Source organism: Saccharothrix sp. AJ9571, assembly GCF_021725495.1.
In the GTDB taxonomy this organism is placed as follows: domain Bacteria; phylum Actinomycetota; class Actinomycetes; order Mycobacteriales; family Pseudonocardiaceae; genus Amycolatopsis; species Amycolatopsis magusensis.
Map to the genome: position 1 here is coordinate 1,141,565 of NZ_CP091382.1, position 19,283 is coordinate 1,160,847.

The window sequence follows — 19,283 nt, forward strand, 5'->3', positions numbered from 1 at the left end:
GGTTTCGTCTTCTGAGTTGCGTCCTGGGGCTGCCACCCCGGTTTTTGAGTGTGACGACGGCGAAGGTGTTCTTGTCAAGGCTGGACTGATGCCTTGACAAGAACACCTTCGCCGTGTTTTGGGCTTGGGGCCGGGGATGGGGAGGGGTGGGTGGCTCGTTGGGTCGCGTTTTGTTGCCGGGTGGCGGTTGGTGGCGGGGCTCTGGAGCTCGGGTTTTGTGGCCGGGCGCGGTTGGCGGTGGGGTGGCTCGTGTGGTCGCGTTTTGTTGCCGGGCGGCGGTTGGTGGCGGGGGCGTTGGGTGCCGTGAATGTGGCTTTCACGGCGGAATCGGCCGTGAATGTGGCTTTCACGGCATCTGCGGGGGGGGCGCGGGGGGTGAATGTGCCCGTTGGGACATGCGGTGTCACGAATGTGGCTTTCGGGGCGTGTAGCGTCTCGAATGTGGCTTTCGTGACATGGGGCGGGCCCGAGACTGGCGGCGGCGTCGCGAATGTGGCGGTTGGGACATAGCGGGTGACACGAATGTGGCTTTGGGGGCGTATTCGGCCCCCAAAGCCACATTCGTGTCGTGGGTCGTGCTCAGGTGGCCTTTCGTACGGTCATCGGCAGGCCGCCTTTGGCGCGTAGTGAGAGCATGGGTTCGGCGATCACCTGGTGGCCTGCCACGCCGGTGAGCGTCAGTTCCCTGGCGATCATCGCCAGCACGAACACCGCCTCCATCAGGCCCAGGCTGTTCCCGACGCAGAACCGCGGCCCCGCACCGAACGGGATGTAGGCGTACCGCGGGCGTCCCGCGGTGGCGTCCGGGGCGAAGCGGTCCGGGTCGAATTCGGCCGGGCGGTCCCAGAACGCCGGGTGCCGGTGCATGGTGTACGGGCACACCACCACATCCGCGCCCGCTGGGACGTGGTAGCCGGCGATCTCGTCGTCTTCCAAAGCGAGCCTGGGCAGGATCCACACCGGCGGGTACAACCGCATCGCTTCGGAGATCACCTGGTTCGTGTAGACCAGTTTCCGGATGTCCTCGTGCTGCGGCAACCGGTCGCCGAGCACGTCGATCGCCTCGGCCCGGAGGCGTTCCGCGACCTCCGGGTGCCGGTCCAGCAGGTGCAGCGACCAGCTCAGGGTGCTCGCCGTGGTCTCGTGCCCGGCGAGCAGCAGCGTGACGAGTTCGTCGCGCATGCGCTGTTCGCCGACCGCGGGATCGGCTTCCTCCCTCGTGGACACGATCAGTCGCGAAAGGACATCGTCGCCGATGGCGCCGCCTGAGGCGTCGCGGTGGGCGACCAGGGCGTCAACCACGCGTTGCAGTTCCCGCCGGGCCGCGCGGAAGCGCAGCTGCTTGGGCAACGGTACCCACATCGGCACCATCGACAGCGTGACCATCTCGAACATCGCCTGGTCCTGCACGGCTTCGAACGAGTGGCCCACGGCGTCGAACGCGCCGAGGTCGGCGTCGAGGAGGGTTCTGCCGAGGACCCCGAGCGTGAGCCCGGTCATCTCCTGCGTGATGTCGATCGGCCCGCCACCGGCGTTGGATCGCAGGCGGTCGACCAGTTTCGCGCCCTCTTCGGCCACGATGCCCGCCTGCGCCACGATCCGCTTGTGCTGGAACGCCGGCTGGATGATCTTCCGCTGCTTGCGCCAGAGCTGGCCCTCACTGGTGAGCAGGCCGTCCCCGAGCGCGCGCTTCGCCTGCGCCAGCCCGATTCCCTTGTGGTAGTTGGCCGCGTTGTCGGCCAGCACGTGTTTCGCGGGATCCGGGTGGTTGAAGAAGTAGAGCGTCTTCGGCCCGATGGCCATCCGGACGGCGTCGCCGTAGGTGCTCGCCGCCTCCGACATCAGCCGGAGGCGGTCGCCCGCCAGGTGCTTGAGCAGCCGGAAGGTAGCGGACCGGGGCGGGCCTGGCGGCACCCGTCGAAGGGTGCCGCCAGGGTTCCGAGTCCGCTTGAGCAGGCTCACGCCGCCTTCTCGGCCGGTGGCGGGTCGGCCGCCTTCGCCGCGATGGAGACCGGGGCGGGAACCGCCTCGACCACCGGGGGCGCGGCTTCCAGTTTCGCCTTCTCCGCCAGTTCCTTCTGCTGGGTCTCGAACTGCACCCGCGCCTTGTTGACGAAGTGCAGCGCCCAGAGGAAGCCACCGCGGATCAGGCAGACCGCGGCCGTGGCGAAGAACAGCCCGTAGGCGATCCCGGCGCCGGTGAGCACGCCGTACAGGGTCGCCACCCCGGCGCCGAAGGCGAACTGCGAGGCAGGCTTCGACGGTGAGGTACCCGGGTCGGTGATCATGTAGTTGGTGAACAACACGAACGCCACACCGGTCATCGTGCCCAGCGCACCGAGGATCGCGGTGTCCAGCAGCCAGCCGCGGACCACCGACTGCAGCACGAAGAAGCTCAGCCAGCCGAAGATCAGCCACATCCGGCCGGTCAGCTTCGCGTTCAGCATGGTGCCCGCGGCGATGATCAGCACCGGGATCAGCCAGTCGATCACGCCGGAGACGTTCTCGGTGAAGTGGTAGGGCGGCGCGATGCTCGCCCACGGGAACACCAGCAGGATCACCGCGATGCCGAAGTTCGACGGGTTCATGTAGTGGCGGAGCCTGCCGCGGACCGGGGCCCGCAGCACCCACTTCGCGCCGACCGCGACCACGATGCCGAACAGCATCACCAGGATCTGGTCGTTGGGGTAGGTCAGCATGTTCACCGCGAGGCTGGTGATGTGCGCGGGGAAGAGGAACTCCACCAGGCCCTTGAACCCGCTACCGAGGAAGCGCGGCGCGCGCCCCTCAACCCTGGCGTTGATCATCTCCAGCCCGAGTTCCACGGAGTAGCCCGTGGCCAGCGCGATGAACGGCCACAGCCAGGGCTGCTCGAACCCGAGCACCGTGTAGCCGAGGATGTTGAACACCGTCATCGAGATCGCGAACCGGCGCAGGGCCGTGATCACCTTCGGGTCCCGGGGCGGGCCACCGGAGTTCTGCTTCGGGGCGGCGGGCGCCTGCGGCGGGCCACTGGGTTTCTGTTCGGCCATGACTCACCTCTCCTGGGCCTGCGCACCGAGCTGGAGCGAGTGCCAGCCCGGGGTCAGCTTGAGTTCCTGCTCGTGGGCCTGACCGGTGCGGTCACGCCACCACAGCTTGACTTCCTGGGCACCCCGCACATCCCCGAGTCCTATGTGGACATCGTTGCTGCGCTTGCCGGAGTGCCCGCTGCCGCCGTCGACCCGGCCGACGATCGTCCGGCCGTCCGCGGTCTTCACGCACACCTGGGCCCCGACCACCGGCGCACCGTCCGGGTGGGTCAGCTTCAGGCCGAGGAACTGACCGGCCTCCGGCGCGGTGTTTTGGTAGAAGACCGGCTGGTCCCACTGGCGGGCCACGGCCATGTCGATCCGGCCGTCGCCGTCGGCGTCACCGGTGGCGATGCCGCGGGTGGGCACCGGGACCCCGAGGCCGAGCTGCTCGGACAGGTTGACGAAGCTGCCGTCCGACTTCGGCACGAAGAACGCCAGTCGCTGGCTGCCCGCCACGTCGTCGCCCTTGACCATGTTCGGCCACCAGGCCGGGTCGCGCACCGTCAGGTCGTTCGCGGTGGCCAGCTCCTGCAGCTGCGGCCAGCGGTTGACCTCACCCTTGACGAACCCGGTCGCCTGGGCGATGGCCGGCTTGCCGCTGTTGTTGAAGTCCTCGGACTTGATGTCCCAGGCCCAGCCGGACCACGCGGTGCCGAGGTCGGTGCTCTTGTCCTCCCACGGCGCGTCACCGGCCTGCAGCTGCGCCCGCAGTTCGGACTGGCTGCCGGAGGTGTTCATGAACTGGAAGTTGCTCTCCTCGATGCCGAACGAGGTGGTGATGTTGCTGACGAACAGGTCGTACAGCCCGTTGCGGTCGAGGTCGGCCCATTCGGCGGACATGCCCTTGAACGAGTCGCCGCCGATGCGCTTGGACTTCGGCACCAGCGGGGTGCGGGAGTCCACCAGCGGCTCGAACCGGATGTTGCCCGGCGTGGACCGGTTGTGCAGCATCGCGTCCTTGCCGTGGTCCTGCGCCAGGTAGAGCTCGGGCAGCAGGTCGCCGTCGACGTCGTTCGCCGCGGCACCCAGCACCCAGCCCTTGGACAGGTCGATCGGGATGACGCTGTCGAGCTGCTGGTACTGCACGCCGGTGGCGTTCGCGCCGGTCCAGCGGAAGAAGTAGTCCTCACCGCCGTTGGAGGCGTTCGACAGCGAGTCGTTCATCTCCACGCCGCCCTTGACCGAGGGGTCGAGGACCGGGCTGTGCGGGAAGTAGTTCCCGAGGTAGATGTCGATGTGGCCGTCACCGTCGAAGTCGTCGATCGCGACCGCGTTGCTGTTCCACTGCGGGCCGTTGTACTTCGCCGCGGTGGAGCCGGGGACCAGCTCGGCCGGGACGAAGGCGTCGGCGGTCAGGGCGGGAGCACCCGCCTTGCCGAGGAACACGATCGGCGTGCGGCCCCAGTAGTAGACCAGCAGGTCGGTCCGGCCGTCCTCGTTGAAGTCCGCGGGGGCGCAGCCCATCGGCGCCATCACGTCGTTCATCGGCAGCGAGCCGGTCTTCAGCGCGAACGGCTCGTACCGCTGGTCGCCGGCGCCGGGCGTCGGGGTGATCACCACCTGGTCGATCCGCGGGTCGGTGATGCACAGGTCGTTCGCGAGCCCGTCGCCGTCGACGTCGTTCATCGCGATACCGGCGCCCACCGAGGAGATCCAGGCGTCGATGTTCTTGTAGTCCTGGTTGACCTTCCGGATCTCCTGCTGCGGGAAGCCGCTCGGCATGGCGATCGACTTCGGCGCGAAGCCGTAGCCTGCGGCCAGCTCGTCCTGCTCGGCCGCCGACGTCTCCGGCAGGCTGCTGACCAGGAACATGCCCGCCACGAGGACGAGGGCAACGATCCCGGCCAGCTGCTTGCGCAGCCAGTGGACTGTCGCGGTCATAGGTGAACACCTCCAAGGGAAACGAACTCGTTTGCGATCTGCTGACGCCAGGTCTCGAAGGCCGGCACCTCGCCGTCGACGGGCTTGGCGGGCCGGACGTCCTGGGTGACCTTCGCGGCGGTGACCGCGTCGGTGCCGCAGAGGATCTCCGCGGCGGCTTCGGAGTGGGGCACGAGCAGGCCGACGCGCACCCGGGCCTCGGCGGCGAAGGCCGAGCCCTGCGCGAGCAGGCCGCGGTGCTCACCGGCGTGGTCGCGCAGGTACCGCAGCTCGTCCGGATCGGCGCCACCGGCGTAGGTCGCGGCCAGGCCGATCCCGCCGTAGAGGTCGGAACGCCGCTGTTCGGGGAAGTCCCGCACCATCGAGGTGACCAGCCTCGCGTCGGTGCCGCCGATGAACCACAGCGCCCGGCCGATGCCCTGGTCGATGGCGCGGTTGGTGTACGGCGAGGCGACCGGCCAGGCGAACCGCTCGTCCTGGTACTGCTCGTCGATGTACTTCCGCGTGCGGAAGTACGCCTGGTGGAAGCCGTAGCCGTCGAGCACCAGCCAGCGCAGCAGCGGGTCGAAGGCTTCGGGGTCGGGCCAGCGGAACTTCGGCAAGCGGGCCATCGCCCAGCCGACGCCGACGTAGATCAGGTAATTGTGCGGATCGCCGCCGCTGACCAGGCTTTCCTGGGTACGGCCCTTACCCGGCAGCGGCAGGCCGTCGAGCATCGCCCAGCCCATGCCGGCGCCTTCGTAGGCGAACCCGCGGAACCGCTCCGGGATCTGGTCCAAGCGCTCCATCGCGTCGGCGGTCGTGCGGGCTTCGACCGCGTACCCGTACCCTTCGAGGAAGATCCTTCCGACCTTTTCCAGCAGTTCCTGCGCGGCCGGGCTCTTCTTGTGGAAACCTCGTTTGTCCAAAGTGGTTTCCACCACGTTCGGAGTCAGAATGCGGCGCCGAAGCGCGCGCCAGCCATTACCCAACTCGCTCTCCCCCTATCGGGTAGAATCGAATTCCGAAGCACTCGTGACCTTTACTTTCCCAAGAAGCGACCGGCGCGTTCTACTCCATCCTTGCCGAAGGTCCGCAGGTCAGAAGGGTGCACATGGAAGCGGCCGCCGCTCCACGGGAGAGAGCGGCGGCCGCGGTCGGGATCGGCTCCGGCTGGTTCAGGCCACTGAGCGCAATTTCGAGGTGGAGAATTCACGGCGAATGCGTTCCCGCCAGATCTCGTAAGCCGGGGTGTTCGCGTCCCCGGCGTCGTGCGCCACTTCGGTTTCGTCGGCGATCCGCACGGCGTCGGAAATGGACACCCCACCCAGTGCCCGGATGCCGGTCTCGGTGTGCGGCGGCACGAATCCGGAATAGGTACGGGCCTTGGTCGCGAAGACCGCGCCCAGTGCCAGTTCCGGCGCGTGCTCGCCGGCGGGTGCCTTCAGGGACGCCAGCCCCTCGGCGTCGGCGCCGCCGGCGAACGTCGCCGCCAGGCCCACGCCACTCCACAGGTCCGCCTGCCGCCCTGGCACGAAGCGGGCGACCGCGGCCGCCACGTTGCCGGGGTGCCCGCCGTTGATGAACCACAGCGCGCGCCCGATGCCCTGGTCCACCGCGCGGCTGAAGTAGCCGGGGTGGCCGTCCCACGGGTACGGCTTGAGCAGGTGCTGGCGGTCGACGATCTTCCCGGTGTCGAAGTAGGCCCGGTCGAAGCCGTAGCCGTCGACGGCCAGCCAGCTCATCGTCGGGTGGTACGGGGTGCCGCTGATGTCCGGCACGATCTTCTTCCACAGCGGCCGGGGCAGCCGCGCCATGGCGAAGCCGATGCCGATGTAGGTCAGGAAGATGTGCGGCTGCCCCGGGCCGAGCAGCAGGTCGCGGGTGCGGCTGGACGGGCGGAAGCTCATCGCGTCGAGCACCGCCGACGCCATCGTCGCGCCCTCGTAGGCGAACCCGCGGTACTCGGCCTCGACCAGGTCGAGCCGCCGTTCGAGGTCCCACTGACCGGGGCTGTCGATGCCCCATTCGAACCCGGCGACCACGGACTGCGGAATGGCCTCCAGCCGCGCGGTGGCCTCGGTGGGTTCCACCGCGAACCCGCGACCGGCGAAGCTGACCGCCTTGAACGAGGGGGCCAGCACCCGCCGTCGCAGTGAGCCGAGCAGAGTCGACATCGGACACGTCCTCGCTTTCGGAAGGGTGGGCTCAGGCGACGGCCGGGAGTTCCTGGATCCGCGGCATCGCGACGGCGCCGACCTCGGGGGTGACCCGCGAAGCCAGGGTGATCGCGATCGGCGGGTCGGTCGGCCGGACCGGGCGCAGCCGCAGGTTCACCGCGGCCGTCTCGTCCCCGGCGATGGTGATCGCGGAGTTCGTGGCGATCGAGTACGACTTGCCCTCGCCGAGCGCGCCGTTGTGCTCGGCCACCGCGATCACGTGCCAGCGGCCCGGCGGCACGTTGTTGAGGATCAGCTCGGTCGGCCCGCTGTCGGCCATGCCCTTGAACGCGACCGGGCCGCACTGCGGGATGGCCTCGGCGAACACGCCGATCAGCACGTTGCCGGTGGTCTTGCCGGGGGGCATGTCCAGCCTGCCGACCACCGAACCGCCCGCGTTCTGCGGTGCGGCGCAGCTCTGCCCGGCGTCGCGCAGGGTCTTGAGCGAGGGCAGCCGCTGGAAGTGCGGGGCCATCGCGATCAGCAGTTCGCTGACCATCGGGTCGCGGTACTGGGTGGGGCTCATGCCGACCGCCCTGGTGAAGCGGCTGGTGAAGGTGCCGACGCTGCTGTACCCGACGCTGCAGACGATGTCGGACACGGTCAGCGAGGTGGTCAGCAGCAGCCGCTTCGCCTCGAACAGCCGGACCGCGGTCAGGTAGCGGCCGGGGGTGACCCCGGTGGCCCTGGAGAAGATCCGGGAGAAGTGGAAGGGGCTGACGAAGACCTCGGCGGCCAGGTCGTTCAGCGTGATGGGCTCGAAGTAGCGCTCGTGCATCGCGGCGATGGCTTGGCGGACGGCCGGTTGCATGATGGGCACTCCCTGGTTGGAATCGTTGGCGAGCTCACCGCGTCGGTTCACGCGGCGCGCTCCGGCCGGTACCGTTCGGCTGCCCGCGGTGCGGGCAGCCACGCGTGTCCCGCGTCGCAGCTCAGCCGCGGCGGCGGAAGCACGGAGTTGGCGCGGACCGCGACGCGGACCACCCGGTCGCAACCGGGGTGGCGGCACGGTCCCAGTTCGGTGTGCATCAGCGGATTGGGGTGCGCGACCAGCCGGGCCGCCGCGATCAGGGCTTCGAGCCCGTCCAGCAGTTCGCCTGCCCGGGGGTGGCGCACCAGGTCGTCGAGCCGTCCGGCGAGGAACGCGGCCATCGCGAGGGAGCCTTCGACGGGGACGTTCGTCACCGTCCGTTCGCACCAGGTGCGGAGGAATGTCTGCAGCGAGGTGCAGAGTTCGGCGGCCGCGGTGGCGGCCCGGCGCCCGGACGGCCCACCGATCTGCGGCCGTCCGGCGGTATCGGTGCCGCCGTTCGCCAGCACCCTGGCGCACCGGGCGTACCAGCCGGGCACTTCCCGGAAGGCGTGCTCGAGGCGGGACCGGCAAGGTGCGCACAAACGCGGACCTGGGATGATCGAGGCCATGGTGCCGGTTCCGCTCGCGGTCCGGCAGGACGCCGAAGTGCAGAGGTTCGTTCCCACAGGCCCTCCCCAGCGTCCCTACCCGACTCGACTGCTGGGAGTAAGCATGCATTCGGTGACTCGAGCCGAGGACGAAACGAAGCCGAGACCCAATGGGGTTGCACATAGTCAGATCGGGTGGGAAATAGTGCACCCTCGGTATAACAACTGCCGGACTTTTTTCTCGTTCGCAGGACACGGAGAACACCGATGAGCGATTATTCTGAGGGGGCGATTACGTCGAGCGAAAGGCGCGAAGTGATCAATGTTCTACTGGCCGAGGACATGCACATGCTGCGCGGCGCACTGGTCGCCCTGCTGAACCTCGAGGCCGACATCACCGTGGTCGCCGAAGTGGCATCCGGCGACGAGATCCTGCCCGCCGCGCAGAAGCACCAGCCCGACGTGGCCATCATCGACATCGACCTGCCCGGCAAGGACGGCCTGACCGCGGCCACCGAGCTGCACGCCAGCCTGCCGGACTGCCGGACCCTGATCCTGACCAGCCTTGGCAGGCCGGGCACCGTGCGCCGGGCGCTGGACGCCCGGGTCAACGGCTTCATGCTCAAGGACGCGCCCTCGAAGAAGCTCGCCAACGCGGTGCGCCAGGTGGCCGTCGGCAGGCGCGTGATCGACAGCGAACTCGCGCTGGCGGCGTGGGACACCGAGGACTGCCCGCTGGCCGCGAGGGAGATCGAGATCCTCCGGCTGGCCGCCGCCGGTCAAAATGTGGCGGACATTGCGGCACAGTTGTTTCTTTCTCCCGGGACCGTGCGTAACTACTTGACTACCGTGGTGACCAAGCTCAATGCCCGCAATCGTGTCGACGCCATCCGGATCGCCAAGGAAAACGACTGGCTGTGATCGCCGGGCGCTTTACCTGAATGGCGACGGCACAAATACCGGCGGACGGCATTCGCGACGATGACAATCATCATCGGCACGCCCTTTTCCCGAGTGGAACATACCGGCGAGTAGGCATCTTCGGCGAACGTCGTACGCCTTCCGGCTGGCCGCGCCCCGAGATTCACCCACATGAACTCTTGCGCGGCTCCCGGATGCCTATCTCAGCTACCTGAAGTGGCCACTTCGGCACGGGGACGCTCCGCCGCGGGGGAAAGCTCCCACCTGCGGCCGGCCGCCACCCGCACATCCGCCAGCCCGCGCCGGGACAGCACCAGCACGTCTTCCAGTTCCTGACGCGTCCGCTCCGGGAATTCGGGCAGCAGCCGGTTCGCCAATTCGGTCTTCAACGTGATCGCCGACAGGCTCAACCCGAGCAGGTCGTGCACGTCACGGGAGAACCGCAGCCGCTCCTCGGCCACCGCCATCCGGCTCAGCTCGTGCCGCGCCCCGTGCAGGTCACCGACCAGCCGCACCAGCCGCGACAGGCCGAACACGACCAGCGTGGTGATCAGGTTGCCCACCACCACGAACAGCACCGAGTACCAGGTCGTGATCCCGGTCAGCCCGGCGAGCAGTTCGAGCGTCCCGATCGCGACCACCGCCACCGCGGCCAGCGGCACCGCCGCCAGCGTGGGCAGCAGCACCAGCGCGCTCCCGGCGAACAAGCCGGCCAAGCCGTGCCACAGCGCGCCGAAGTGCAGGATCGGCAGGAACACCAGTGCCGCCTGTGCCAGCAGCACGAGCGTGGTCCGCATCGGGGTCCGCGTCGCGCCCGGCCGGGAGACGTAGCCGAACTGCAGACCGGCCAGCAAGCCGACGAAGGTCGCGCTCAACAGCCCAGGCCAGAAGGCGCCGGCGGTGACGGCGATCCCGACGCTGGTGTTCACCGCCATGGCGCTGAGCACCGCGACGAGGATCGCGGTGGCCATCTTGGGCGCGATGCCGGGCTGCCGGAGGCGCTGCACGGCGATCCGCTCGCCGGGTTCCTCCGCGCGCGCCACCAGCGCGGACACCGGCACGTCCACCCGCAGCCGGTACCGTCCGTCCACTGAGGACGTGGTCAGCTCACCGTCCACCTGCGAGACCCGGTGCGACAGGTTGCGAAGGCCGTTGCCCGCGCCCGGTGCGGTGTCGGCGCCTTCCCCGGTGACCCCGTCGTTCGTGATGACCAGCCGGAAGACATCGTCGACCTCCTGCACGGAGATCTCGCAGTACTCGGCCTCGCTGTGCCGCAGCACGTTCGTCACGCCTTCGCGCAGGACCGTCGCCAGTACCGTGCCCACCCGCTCGTCCAGTTCCCGGTGTTCCCGCGAGATCCGCACGTTGACCTCGGCCGCCGACAACGCGGACTGCGCTTGATCGCACTCTTCATCGAAGGACAGCCGCCGATGCCCGCCTGCCACCATGCGCACGTCCGCCATCGCGCGACGCGAGATCGCCAGCACGTCTTCGAGTTCCTCGCGCGCCCGCTCGGGTTGCTCGGCCAGCAGCCGGTTCGTCAGCTCGGTCTTCAACGTGATCGCCGACAGGCTCATCCCCAGCAGGTCGTGCACGTCACGGGAGAACCGCAGCCGCTCCTCGGCCACCGCCATCCGGCTCAGCTCGTGCCGTGCTCCGTGCAGGTCACCGACCAGCCGCGTCAGCCGGGTGAGGCCGTAGGTGATCATCGCGGTCAGCAGGGTGGCGACCATCGCGCTGGTCACCGCCCACGGCGCCGGGACCAGGCCGGAGCCGCGGGTCAGTTCGAGGAAGCCGACCGCCGCCACCACCCCGGCCAGCACCGGCCACGCCACCACCGCCGGGAGCAGCAACAGCACGCTGCCCAGGAAGACCCCGGTGAACCCGTGCCAGCGCGGGCCGAACTCGAGGATCGGGAAGCCGACCAGCAACGCCTGTCCCGAGAGGACCAGCGCCGTCCGCCGCCTGGTCCGCGCCACGCCGGGCCGGGAAACGTAGCCGAGTTGCAGCGCGGTCATCGCGAGCACGCACAGGACGCAGAAGAGGACGTCGGAGGGGGTGCCGATCCGGAAGATGACGCCGAGCGTGGCGTTGACCGAGAACCCGGCCAGTACCAGCGCGAGGATGCCGTAGGCGTAGCGCGCACCGAGGTCGCCCCGCTCGATGCGGGGAACCGCTGTCATCGGGTGGTCCCGTGATCAGTGCGCCGCGGCGGCGGCGAGCGGGACGTCGGCTCGCAGGCGGTACCGCCCGTCCGGCTCGGTTTCCACGGTCAACTCCCCGCCGAGCCGCGAAACCCGGTGTGACAGGTTGCGGATGCCGTTGCCCGCGTTGGGCGCCGGCGCGGAACCGTTCACCGAAACCCCGTCGTTCGCGATCACCAGGCGCATCGACCCGTCGACCTCGTGCACCGAGATCTCGCACCACTCCGCGTCGCTGTGCCGCAGCACGTTCGTCACGCCTTCGCGCAACACCGTCGCCAGCACCGTGCCCACCGGACCGTCCAGCTCCCGGTCGTCGCGCTCGATCTTCACCTCGACCTCGGCCGCCGACAACGCCGACTTCGCCTGGCGGCACTCCTCGTCGAGGGACAGCGCGCGCTTGCCGCTGGCCACCATCCGCACATCCGCCAGCGCCCGCCGGGACATCACCAGCATGTCCTCGAGTTCCTTGCGCGCCCTGTCCGGGTGCTCGGTCAGCAGCCGGTTCGTCAGCTCGGTCTTCAACGTGATCGCCGACAGGCTCAACCCGAGCAGGTCGTGCACATCGCGGGAGAACCGTAGCCGCTCCTCGGCCACCGCCATCCGGCTCAGCTCGTGCCGCGCCGCGTGCAGGTCGCTGACCAGCTTGACCAGCCGCGACAACCCGTAGATCACCAGCGCGGTGATCATCGTGGACACCACGATGTAGGTGACCGCGTACACCGGGCCGACGATGTTGGCGCCCCTGGTCAGCTCGAAGAACACGATCATGCCCAGCACCAGCACCACGGTCGGCCACGCCACCAGCGCCGGGAGCAGCACCAGCACACTGCCGGCGAGCAGCCCGGTGAACCCGTGCCAGCGCGGGCCCAGCTCGAAGATCGGCGCCCAGACCAGCACCGCCTGCGCCACCAGCACCACCGCCGTCCGCCGCGGTGTCTTGCGCGCCGACGGCCGGGAGACGTAGGTGAGCTGCAACGCCACCAAGGCGAGCACGCACGAAATGCTGATCGCGATCGGCCAGAAGGTACCGGTCTGGAAGATGATGCCGATGGTCGCGTTGAGCGCGATACCGGCCAGCACCGAAATCAGGATCGAGTTGGCGACCTTCGGCGCGATGTCCGGCAGCCAGATCGTCGCCTGGCCGGTTTTGCCCGTGCGGTCGGCTTCCGGTTCCTCGCCCACACTCTCGCCGATGGCGCTGGACCGGGCGGATCCACTTGCGATACTCACCGGGAACTCCCCTCGTGACCAGCGGCGGCGTACGCGCCGAAAGCCCTGCCGAGGCTACCCAGCGGCATTCTCGGCGAGCAACCACGTAGGGGTCGGGGGCCACTCATGTGAGTGCGTCCAGCACGCATTCCCCTACCCCGATCTCCGCGGGCCAGTCGAGCCCCAGCACCCGGTCCACGGTGTCGCTGGCGTCGACCGGGACCGCGTGCGCGGCCAGCCCCATCGCCTTGGCGCACAGGTAAAGCGTCTGCTGCAGCGCGCCCACGTGCATCAGCGTCACCGCGTAGGCGGCACCACCGAGCACCCAGGCCGTCCGTTCCATGCGCGCGGTCACCGAGATCATCGCGGCGGGACGCCGCACGCTGCCCGCCGCGACCTTGGCCAGATCGAGCATCGCGGCGAGGTGACCGGGGTCGTCGTCGATCAGCGTGAGCGCGTGCCCGTCCGGGTCGTAGTGGTAGATGGCGCGCGGCAGGCCCGCACACCGGTCGATGCTCAAGTACAGCTCGAGTTCGTAGAGGCAGGCGATGGCGAAGTACGGGCGTTGCGTCGCGTCGTGCCCCGGCGGGATCGGCGGGTGGGCCGGACCGGCGGACCGGATGCGCGCGCTGCGGAACAACAACTCGCCCAGTTGCTCGCGGGTGAGGTCCACCGGCGAGAACTTCGGGCACTCGTGGTCGTTCTCCAGCAGCTCGGTCAGCGACGGCGAAGCGGCGCCCAGGTCCGGTGCGCCCAGCGGGAAGCGCTCGCCGTCCGGTGCCGGCTTGGTCAGCGGCGGGGGGTGCTCGGTCGCCTGCTGGTAGGCCGCTTCGGAGACGATCTCCCCGCGACGGCTGCGGCTGTGCGTGTGGAACAACAGCTCGTGGTGCGACCAGTGCCTCAGCGCGGCGTCGGCGTCCTCGGCGAAGTGCTCCTCGTCGTCGCCGGAAAGCACCACGCCCGCGGCGGTGAGGAAGGCGACCACGTCGGCGACCACGTGCTCGGGCACGCCGGTCGACCCGGCCAGTGCCCCGACCGTCGCCGGGGCGGCGAGCGACGAGGCGATCCGGACCGCCTGCGGCTGGCTGAGCACCACCCGGAACTCCGCGCGCGGCGACTCCAGCAGCAGATCGCCGTCCTCCGGGCGCAGCACGGCGAACCGGGAGAGCCGGTTCAGCACCCGGGGCCCGACCTCGGTCAGCCGGAAGGCGGGCGAGGCCACCACCGGGACCACCGAGAGCAGCGGGCGCTGCCCGTCGGCCAGGCCGAGCGAGTGCACCACCGAACCGCTGACCTGGTCCAGCACCCGCTCCAGCCCGGCGAGGTCGTGCAGCTTGCGCGCCGGACCGGCCTTGCGCGCGGTCACCACGTTCTGCAGGGACACCGGGCCGAGGCCCATCCGGCGCAGCGACTCGATGGCGAAAGCGCCCGCGCTCTCCACGTTCAGCTCGCCCCACCTGGTGACGACGTTCAGCGAGCCGGCTTCGTCACCCTCTTCGACCAGTGCGTCCTCGCTGAGCGACCACAGCCGGACCGTGGTCATGACGTCGTCCGATGTCGAAATCAACTCCGGCTCCTGCCCGCTCGGGGATCCGTTCACAGAAAGAGTGGCATGGGATTGAGCTGGTGATAAGGCGTCGGCGCGGAAAGCCTGCCCAGCCGGACCGGGACGTCGAACAGGCGGCCGGGGGCGAACCGGGCCCAGAAGTGCCGGATGCCCGGGATGACCACCTTGACCACCGGCAGGCCGATGTCCGGCCGCGTCTGGTCGAGCACCAGCAGTTCCAGGCCGCGCTCGGCCAGCAGGGCGGCGAGCGCGTCGACGTCCTCCCTCACGTCCTCCCGTGGCACGTAACCGAAGTCGGCGGGTCCGCGGGCGGGTACGGTCTCATCGGGTAGCAGGTAGGGCTGGTTCGCCACGGTGGCTCCACCCAGCCACGCCGCCGCATCCGGGTCCTCGGGCTGGAAGCTGTCGTCCAGTCCGCCCGGCAGCAGCTGGTTCAGCTCGGTGAGCGCCCGGCGCAGGGCGGTGCGGGGGTCGAGGTGCGCGCCGAAGCCGAGCATGATGCGCTCGCCCGGCCGGTCGATCCGGCGCGAGACGGCCACCATCACCGGGGTGCCGAGGTCGGCGGTCGCGTCGAGGACCCAGACCTCGCGGCCCAGGCGGGCGTAGTGCTCACGCAGTTCGGTCAGCCACGGCTCGGCGAAGGCGTCGAGGTCGACCTCGGGCAGGCGCAGGCGGTTGTACCACCAGATCGCCACCGCGTCGCGTTCCACCAGTTCGAGGGTGCCCTGCAGGATCGCGTCCTCCAGGCTGCTGCCCGCGGCGTTGCCGTTGGAGTCGGCCGAGAGCGACCGGTTCGGCGGCGCGCCGAAGTAGAGCATCGCGGTGGGCAGCATCCGGTGCCTGCCCTCGGTGATGGACCACAGCGGGGTCCAGTCGGTGACCTCGTCCTCGTCGAACGGCTCGCCGACGTGGTTGAACGGGGAACGCCGCGGGTTCCAGCTCTCGCGGGTGGCGTACTGCCGCTCGTCGAAGAGCAGGCAGTCGTTCGGGTGCATGGCCAGCTCACCCAGCGCGCGGAAGCTGGCCCGGATGCGGAACTCGTCGCCCTGGAAGGTGCCGGAGAAGCGTTCGATCGCCTCGCACAGCGCGCCGACCTCGGCGTCCAGCGGGGTGAGCCCCTTGCCGCCGTTCTCCGAGCGCAGGTTCGCCCGGAAGGCGTTCAGGCCGGTGACGTTGCGCGAGACGTTCACGCCGGAGCGGTAGGCGTTGATGAACGCGGGCACGTTGGGGTCCTGCTTGATCTCCTTGATGATGCCGGTGACCGGGCTGACCAGGTGCCGGTAGCGGTCGAGCACCTGGGCGGGCATCAGGGTGCGGTGCCCGCCACCGGACGAAGAAGCCTTGCGCGCCGGGTTCAACTGCACCGGCTTGCAGGCCCGTGACGTGAACAGGGCGGCGTCACCGCAGTTCGCGCACTGCGGCCGGGCACGCAGTTCGTGCCTGTTGCCCTCGAAGTCCTGGGTGTCGAAGGTCCACACCGAACGCTGCCCGGGGTAGCGGTGCCCGGCCAGCCACTTGGTGACCTCCAGCGCGATCAGGTGCCCGGCCGCCGCGGCCAGCGGCGGCAGCGACGGCACCGGCCGGGACGCGGGCCCCTGCCTGCCGAGCGAAGCCTGCACGCAGGCTTCGGCGTGGCGGTGCCCCCAGAGCCGGTTCGACAGGCAGTGCCAGCAACCCGGCTGGTCCGCTTCGAAGAACGGCCCGAGCCAGACCCGAGTGCCGGCCGGTTTGGCCAGCAGCCACGGTTTCCCCATCGCGCGCTGGGCCGCGTCCACGGCCGCGAGGCCGGGATCGAGGTAGTCCTCGCAGATCACCACGGTCAGGTCGGCGGTGGCGCTCGGTCCGGAGTGGACGTCCACTCCGGTCTCCCGCAGCGCCCGTTCCACCTGGGCGAGACCGGTGGTCGCGTTGACACCGACCAACGCGACCGTGGCGACCGCGGCGCGGGCGGCGTCCGCGGCAGCCACTCCGCAGGCGTCCCAATACGCCTGCGCTTGTTCGTCCACTTCGGAGTCCTCCGGGGCGCGGAGGCTGACCAGCCCGGCGTCGACCAGCTGGCCGATCAGGTTCGTCACCTGGTCCGCGTCCATGCCACCGGGCTGGGCGCGGAGCAGACTGCCGAAGTCGTGGTTCCCGTCCAGCAGTGCCGCGAGCGAAGCGATCCGGGCCCCGCGCAGTGCGGTGACCCCGTGCTCCGAGAACAGGTAGGCGCCCTCGCCCTCGTTCACCTCGGCACGCAGGTGGCTTTTGAAGACCGGGACTCTCGCCGCGACACCGCCGTCCATCAGGCGGCTTCCGGGAAGGTGGTCGTCGGGTTGCCGGAGGTCCAGCACTGGGTGGGCACCAGCGCCAGGCCGGCCTGGTTGTGCCACTGGTCGAAGCGGTCGATCACCAGCACGACGTTGTCCTCGCGGGGCAGCTCGACCACGTTCAGCTTGTCCATCTCATCCTCCGATTTGCAGGGTGTTCGGGGTGATGGGAGAATCCTCCGTCGATTGCCGGTCGCACTTCCAGTGCCGCCCACATGGGTCCGATATGTGTTTCTCACATCGGCCCCGGCCATATTCACGTCACGATCGGTGCCCCTCTCACTGCCGCTGACCAGGGCCTTTCTGTCAATCTTCGAGAAACGCACGACTCTCGCCGGAGGAGCACGGACGCACTGGGGAGCAGTCGGTTCACGCGGAGAAGTCGACTGGGAGGGAACGTGTTGGTTTCCGAAGTTCCGGCCGGGAGTGGCAGCCCCGGCGGCACGGCCGAAAGCGCGGTGACGTTCACCCTTCTCGGCCCGCTGGAAGTGCTCAAGGACGGTATCGACCACGCGCCGACGGCGCCGAAGATCCTGCAGCTCATGGCGATGCTGCTGATGCGGCCGGGCAAGGTCGTGCAGATCGAGTCCATCATCGCCGAACTCTGGGCGAACAAGCCACCGCGCAGCGTGCGCACCACCATGCAGACCTACGTCTACCAGGTGCGCCGCTGCATCGAGCAGAACGGGCTGGCGGCGGACCCCGAGTCGATGCTCGCCACCAAGCCGCCGGGGTACGTCTTCCGCATCGACCCGGCGCAGGTGGACGTGTACGAGTTCCAGCAGCTGTGCCGTCGCGGCCGCGACGAGATGGAGGCGCGGCGCTTCGGCGACGCGGCCCGCTCTTTCCGCGGCGCGCTCGGCCTCTGGTCCGGACCACCGCTGGCCAACGTCAACTGCGGTTCGGTGCTCGCCGCCTACGCGGTCGACCTGCAGGAACAGCGCCGGGCGGCGCAGCACCTGCGGATCGAGGCCGAGATCGAGGCCGGCATGCACCGGGAACTCGTCGGTGAGCTGCGCTCGCTGGTCACCTCCAACCCGCTCGACGAAGGCCTGCACGGGCAGCTGATGCGGGTGCTGGGACGCAGCGGCAGGCGGTCCGACGCGATGGCCACCTACCGGCAGCTGCGCACGCGGCTGACCACGGAGCTGGGCGTGGAGCCCTGCGACGAGCTGCAGGTGTTGCACCACGAACTGCTTTCGGCCGGAGACCCGTCCTGATGCGTTATCTCCTCACCGGGAAAGCCGTGGAGAGGGTAAAGCGTTTTCGCAGTGTGTCAATTCGGGCACGAGCACCGTGTGCAGGTGCTCGTTCGGGTGTCGAGCGGATTTCGAGCCGGACAACAGACTCTGGAACCCAGCTGTGGCGCGACTGCCCGATCATCTCCGTCCAACCGAGGTCTCAACCAGACGAAAATGGGGATACACGATGAGTCGAAAGTACGGACAGTTCTGCGGCCTGGCACGTGCCATGGAGATGGTGGGTGAGCGCTGGGGCATGCTCGTGGTCCGCGATCTGCTGCTCGGCCCGAAGCGGTTCACCGACCTGCGCGCGGGGCTGCCGCGCATCCCGTCGAGCATCCTCTCGGCGCGGCTGAACGAGCTGGAGGAAGCCGGCGTGGTCCGGCGGCGCGTGCTGCCGCAGCTGGACGCCTCGGTGGTCTACGAGCTCACGGAGTACGGCGCCGAGCTGGAGGCCGTCGTGCTGCAGCTGGGCCTGTGGGGCGCCCGGTCCCTCGGCACGCCGGGTGAGGAGGACGTGTTCACCCTGGACACCGCGATCCTGTCGCTGTACACCACGTTCCGCCCGGAGCTGGCGAGCAACGTGCGGGTCAGCTACCAACTGCACTACGGCCCGGAGATGACGCTGCACGTGCTCGTCGACGGCGAGGACCTCAAGGTGGGCGAAGGCCCGTACCCCGACGCCGACCTGACCGTCACCTGCTACGGCTCCATCAAGCCGGTGTTCGCCAAGGAGATCTCCCCGCGGGAAGCCCTGGACCAGGGCGTCCTGAGCATCTCCGGTGACCCGGCGCTGCTCGAGCTGTTCGCCGACCTGTTCCACATCCCGTCCGCGCCGCGCAAGGTCGAAGGCCTCGCCGTCCGCTGACCCCCCGAGCCGGGGCCCGGCCCCCCGGACCCCGGCTCCCCTCCACCCTCCCTGCCCCCACGCCGGTGCACCCGACCCCCACATTCGCGCCCCGAACCCCACGTTCGCGCCCGAGTCCCACGCTGGTGCACCCGAGTCCCACGTTGGTGCAGTCGAGTTCCACACTCAGGCCCCCGAGTCCCACACTCGCGAGCCCGAGTTCCACGTTGGCGCAGCCGAACCCCACATTCACGAGCCCGAGTCCCACACTCGCGCAGTCAGCGAAGTCCACGCTCGTGAAGCCGAGTTCCACACTCAGGCAGGCGAACCCCACACTCGGGCACCCGAGTCCGCCACTCGAGCGCCGAACCCCACCTTCGGGCACGCGAACCCCACACTCCAGCAGCCCAACCCCACACTCGCGGAGGCTC

15 protein-coding genes are annotated in these 19,283 nt (G+C 69.4%); 3 read left to right on the top strand and 12 right to left on the bottom strand.

The annotated features are described in order from the left end of the window. Positions 1 to 579 precede the first annotated feature (579 nt). The 7 genes from L3Q67_RS04420 to L3Q67_RS04450 all read right to left on the bottom strand — a co-directional run bounded on the left by L3Q67_RS04420 (position 580) and on the right by L3Q67_RS04450 (position 8,632). A complete protein-coding gene (locus L3Q67_RS04420) occupies positions 580 to 1,914 on the bottom strand; it encodes a cytochrome P450 (protein WP_499188318.1) in 1,335 nt (444 codons plus the stop codon). Positions 1,915 to 1,958: 44 nt separating this feature from the next. Then, positions 1,959 to 3,032, bottom strand: coding sequence for an RnfABCDGE type electron transport complex subunit D (locus tag L3Q67_RS04425; protein ID WP_499188319.1), 1,074 nt, complete (start codon positions 3,030 to 3,032; stop codon positions 1,959 to 1,961). A gap of 3 nt (positions 3,033 to 3,035) precedes the next feature. Then, positions 3,036 to 4,955, bottom strand: coding sequence for a CRTAC1 family protein (locus tag L3Q67_RS04430; protein WP_499188320.1), 1,920 nt, complete (start codon positions 4,953 to 4,955; stop codon positions 3,036 to 3,038). Continuing rightward, a complete protein-coding gene (locus L3Q67_RS04435) occupies positions 4,952 to 5,893 on the bottom strand; it encodes a DUF1702 family protein (protein WP_499191426.1) in 942 nt (313 codons plus the stop codon). Before L3Q67_RS04435 ends, L3Q67_RS04430 begins: the two co-directional genes overlap by 4 nt. Before the next feature lie 219 nt (positions 5,894 to 6,112). Then, positions 6,113 to 7,111 carry a DUF1702 family protein gene (locus L3Q67_RS04440; RefSeq protein ID WP_499188321.1) on the bottom strand — a complete coding sequence of 333 codons (999 nt, stop codon included), beginning with the start codon at positions 7,109 to 7,111 and terminating at the stop codon, positions 6,113 to 6,115. A 31-nt stretch (positions 7,112 to 7,142) separates the two neighbouring features. Further along, positions 7,143 to 7,964 carry a helix-turn-helix transcriptional regulator gene (locus L3Q67_RS04445; RefSeq protein WP_499188322.1) on the bottom strand — a complete coding sequence of 274 codons (822 nt, stop codon included), beginning with the start codon at positions 7,962 to 7,964 and terminating at the stop codon, positions 7,143 to 7,145. A 47-nt stretch (positions 7,965 to 8,011) separates the two neighbouring features. Beyond that, the gene (locus tag L3Q67_RS04450) at positions 8,012 to 8,632 is read right to left on the bottom strand and encodes a hypothetical protein (RefSeq protein WP_499188323.1); all 621 of its coding nucleotides are present in this window, start codon (positions 8,630 to 8,632) and stop codon (positions 8,012 to 8,014) included. Positions 8,633 to 8,869: 237 nt separating this feature from the next. Here L3Q67_RS04450 and L3Q67_RS04455 point away from each other — a divergent pair, with 237 nt between their 5' ends. After that, complete coding sequence (locus tag L3Q67_RS04455; RefSeq protein ID WP_282772790.1) at positions 8,870 to 9,475, top strand: response regulator transcription factor; 606 nt, start codon at positions 8,870 to 8,872, stop codon at positions 9,473 to 9,475. A gap of 203 nt (positions 9,476 to 9,678) precedes the next feature. On the opposite strand, the gene L3Q67_RS04460 is transcribed toward L3Q67_RS04455, so the two are convergent. The 5 genes from L3Q67_RS04460 to L3Q67_RS04480 all read right to left on the bottom strand — a co-directional run bounded on the left by L3Q67_RS04460 (position 9,679) and on the right by L3Q67_RS04480 (position 16,898). Next, the gene (locus L3Q67_RS04460; protein ID WP_499188324.1) at positions 9,679 to 11,658 is read right to left on the bottom strand and encodes a sensor histidine kinase; all 1,980 of its coding nucleotides are present in this window, start codon (positions 11,656 to 11,658) and stop codon (positions 9,679 to 9,681) included. Positions 11,659 to 11,673: 15 nt separating this feature from the next. Further along, the gene (locus L3Q67_RS04465; protein WP_499188325.1) at positions 11,674 to 12,909 is read right to left on the bottom strand and encodes a sensor histidine kinase; all 1,236 of its coding nucleotides are present in this window, start codon (positions 12,907 to 12,909) and stop codon (positions 11,674 to 11,676) included. A 103-nt stretch (positions 12,910 to 13,012) separates the two neighbouring features. Then, complete coding sequence (locus L3Q67_RS04470; protein WP_499188326.1) at positions 13,013 to 14,455, bottom strand: nitroreductase family protein; 1,443 nt, start codon at positions 14,453 to 14,455, stop codon at positions 13,013 to 13,015. A 29-nt stretch (positions 14,456 to 14,484) separates the two neighbouring features. Beyond that, positions 14,485 to 16,740 (bottom strand): YcaO-like family protein, encoded by a 2,256-nt coding sequence (locus L3Q67_RS04475; protein ID WP_499188327.1) that lies wholly within the window; start codon positions 16,738 to 16,740, stop codon positions 14,485 to 14,487. After that, positions 16,740 to 16,898, bottom strand: coding sequence for a hypothetical protein (locus L3Q67_RS04480; RefSeq protein WP_209664494.1), 159 nt, complete (start codon positions 16,896 to 16,898; stop codon positions 16,740 to 16,742). The genes L3Q67_RS04475 and L3Q67_RS04480 overlap by 1 nt, the downstream gene beginning before the upstream one ends. Positions 16,899 to 17,165: 267 nt before the next feature. On the opposite strand from L3Q67_RS04480, the gene L3Q67_RS04485 reads away from it, so the two are divergent. Together L3Q67_RS04485 and L3Q67_RS04490 are read left to right on the top strand one after the other, a co-directional pair. Beyond that, on the top strand, positions 17,166 to 17,984 hold the full coding sequence (locus tag L3Q67_RS04485) for an AfsR/SARP family transcriptional regulator (RefSeq protein ID WP_245370279.1): 819 nt from the start codon (positions 17,166 to 17,168) through the stop codon (positions 17,982 to 17,984). A gap of 208 nt (positions 17,985 to 18,192) precedes the next feature. Beyond that, positions 18,193 to 18,873, top strand: coding sequence for a winged helix-turn-helix transcriptional regulator (locus tag L3Q67_RS04490; protein ID WP_499188328.1), 681 nt, complete (start codon positions 18,193 to 18,195; stop codon positions 18,871 to 18,873). Positions 18,874 to 19,283: the final 410 nt, after the last annotated feature.

Bases quoted from the DNA above. Each gene is read 5' to 3' on its own strand.
- L3Q67_RS04480 (WP_209664494.1), bottom strand. From the start codon at position 16,898: ATGGACAAGCTGAACGTGGTCGAGCTGCCCCGCGAGGACAACGTCGTG.
- L3Q67_RS04490 (WP_499188328.1), top strand. From the start codon at position 18,193: ATGAGTCGAAAGTACGGACAGTTCTGCGGCCTGGCACGTGCCATGGAG.
- L3Q67_RS04425 (WP_499188319.1), bottom strand. From the start codon at position 3,032: ATGGCCGAACAGAAACCCAGTGGCCCGCCGCAGGCGCCCGCCGCCCCG.
- L3Q67_RS04475 (WP_499188327.1), bottom strand. From the start codon at position 16,740: ATGGACGGCGGTGTCGCGGCGAGAGTCCCGGTCTTCAAAAGCCACCTG.
- L3Q67_RS04430 (WP_499188320.1), bottom strand. From the start codon at position 4,955: ATGACCGCGACAGTCCACTGGCTGCGCAAGCAGCTGGCCGGGATCGTT.
- L3Q67_RS04445 (WP_499188322.1), bottom strand. From the start codon at position 7,964: ATGCAACCGGCCGTCCGCCAAGCCATCGCCGCGATGCACGAGCGCTAC.
- L3Q67_RS04460 (WP_499188324.1), bottom strand. From the start codon at position 11,658: ATGACAGCGGTTCCCCGCATCGAGCGGGGCGACCTCGGTGCGCGCTAC.
- L3Q67_RS04440 (WP_499188321.1), bottom strand. From the start codon at position 7,111: ATGTCGACTCTGCTCGGCTCACTGCGACGGCGGGTGCTGGCCCCCTCG.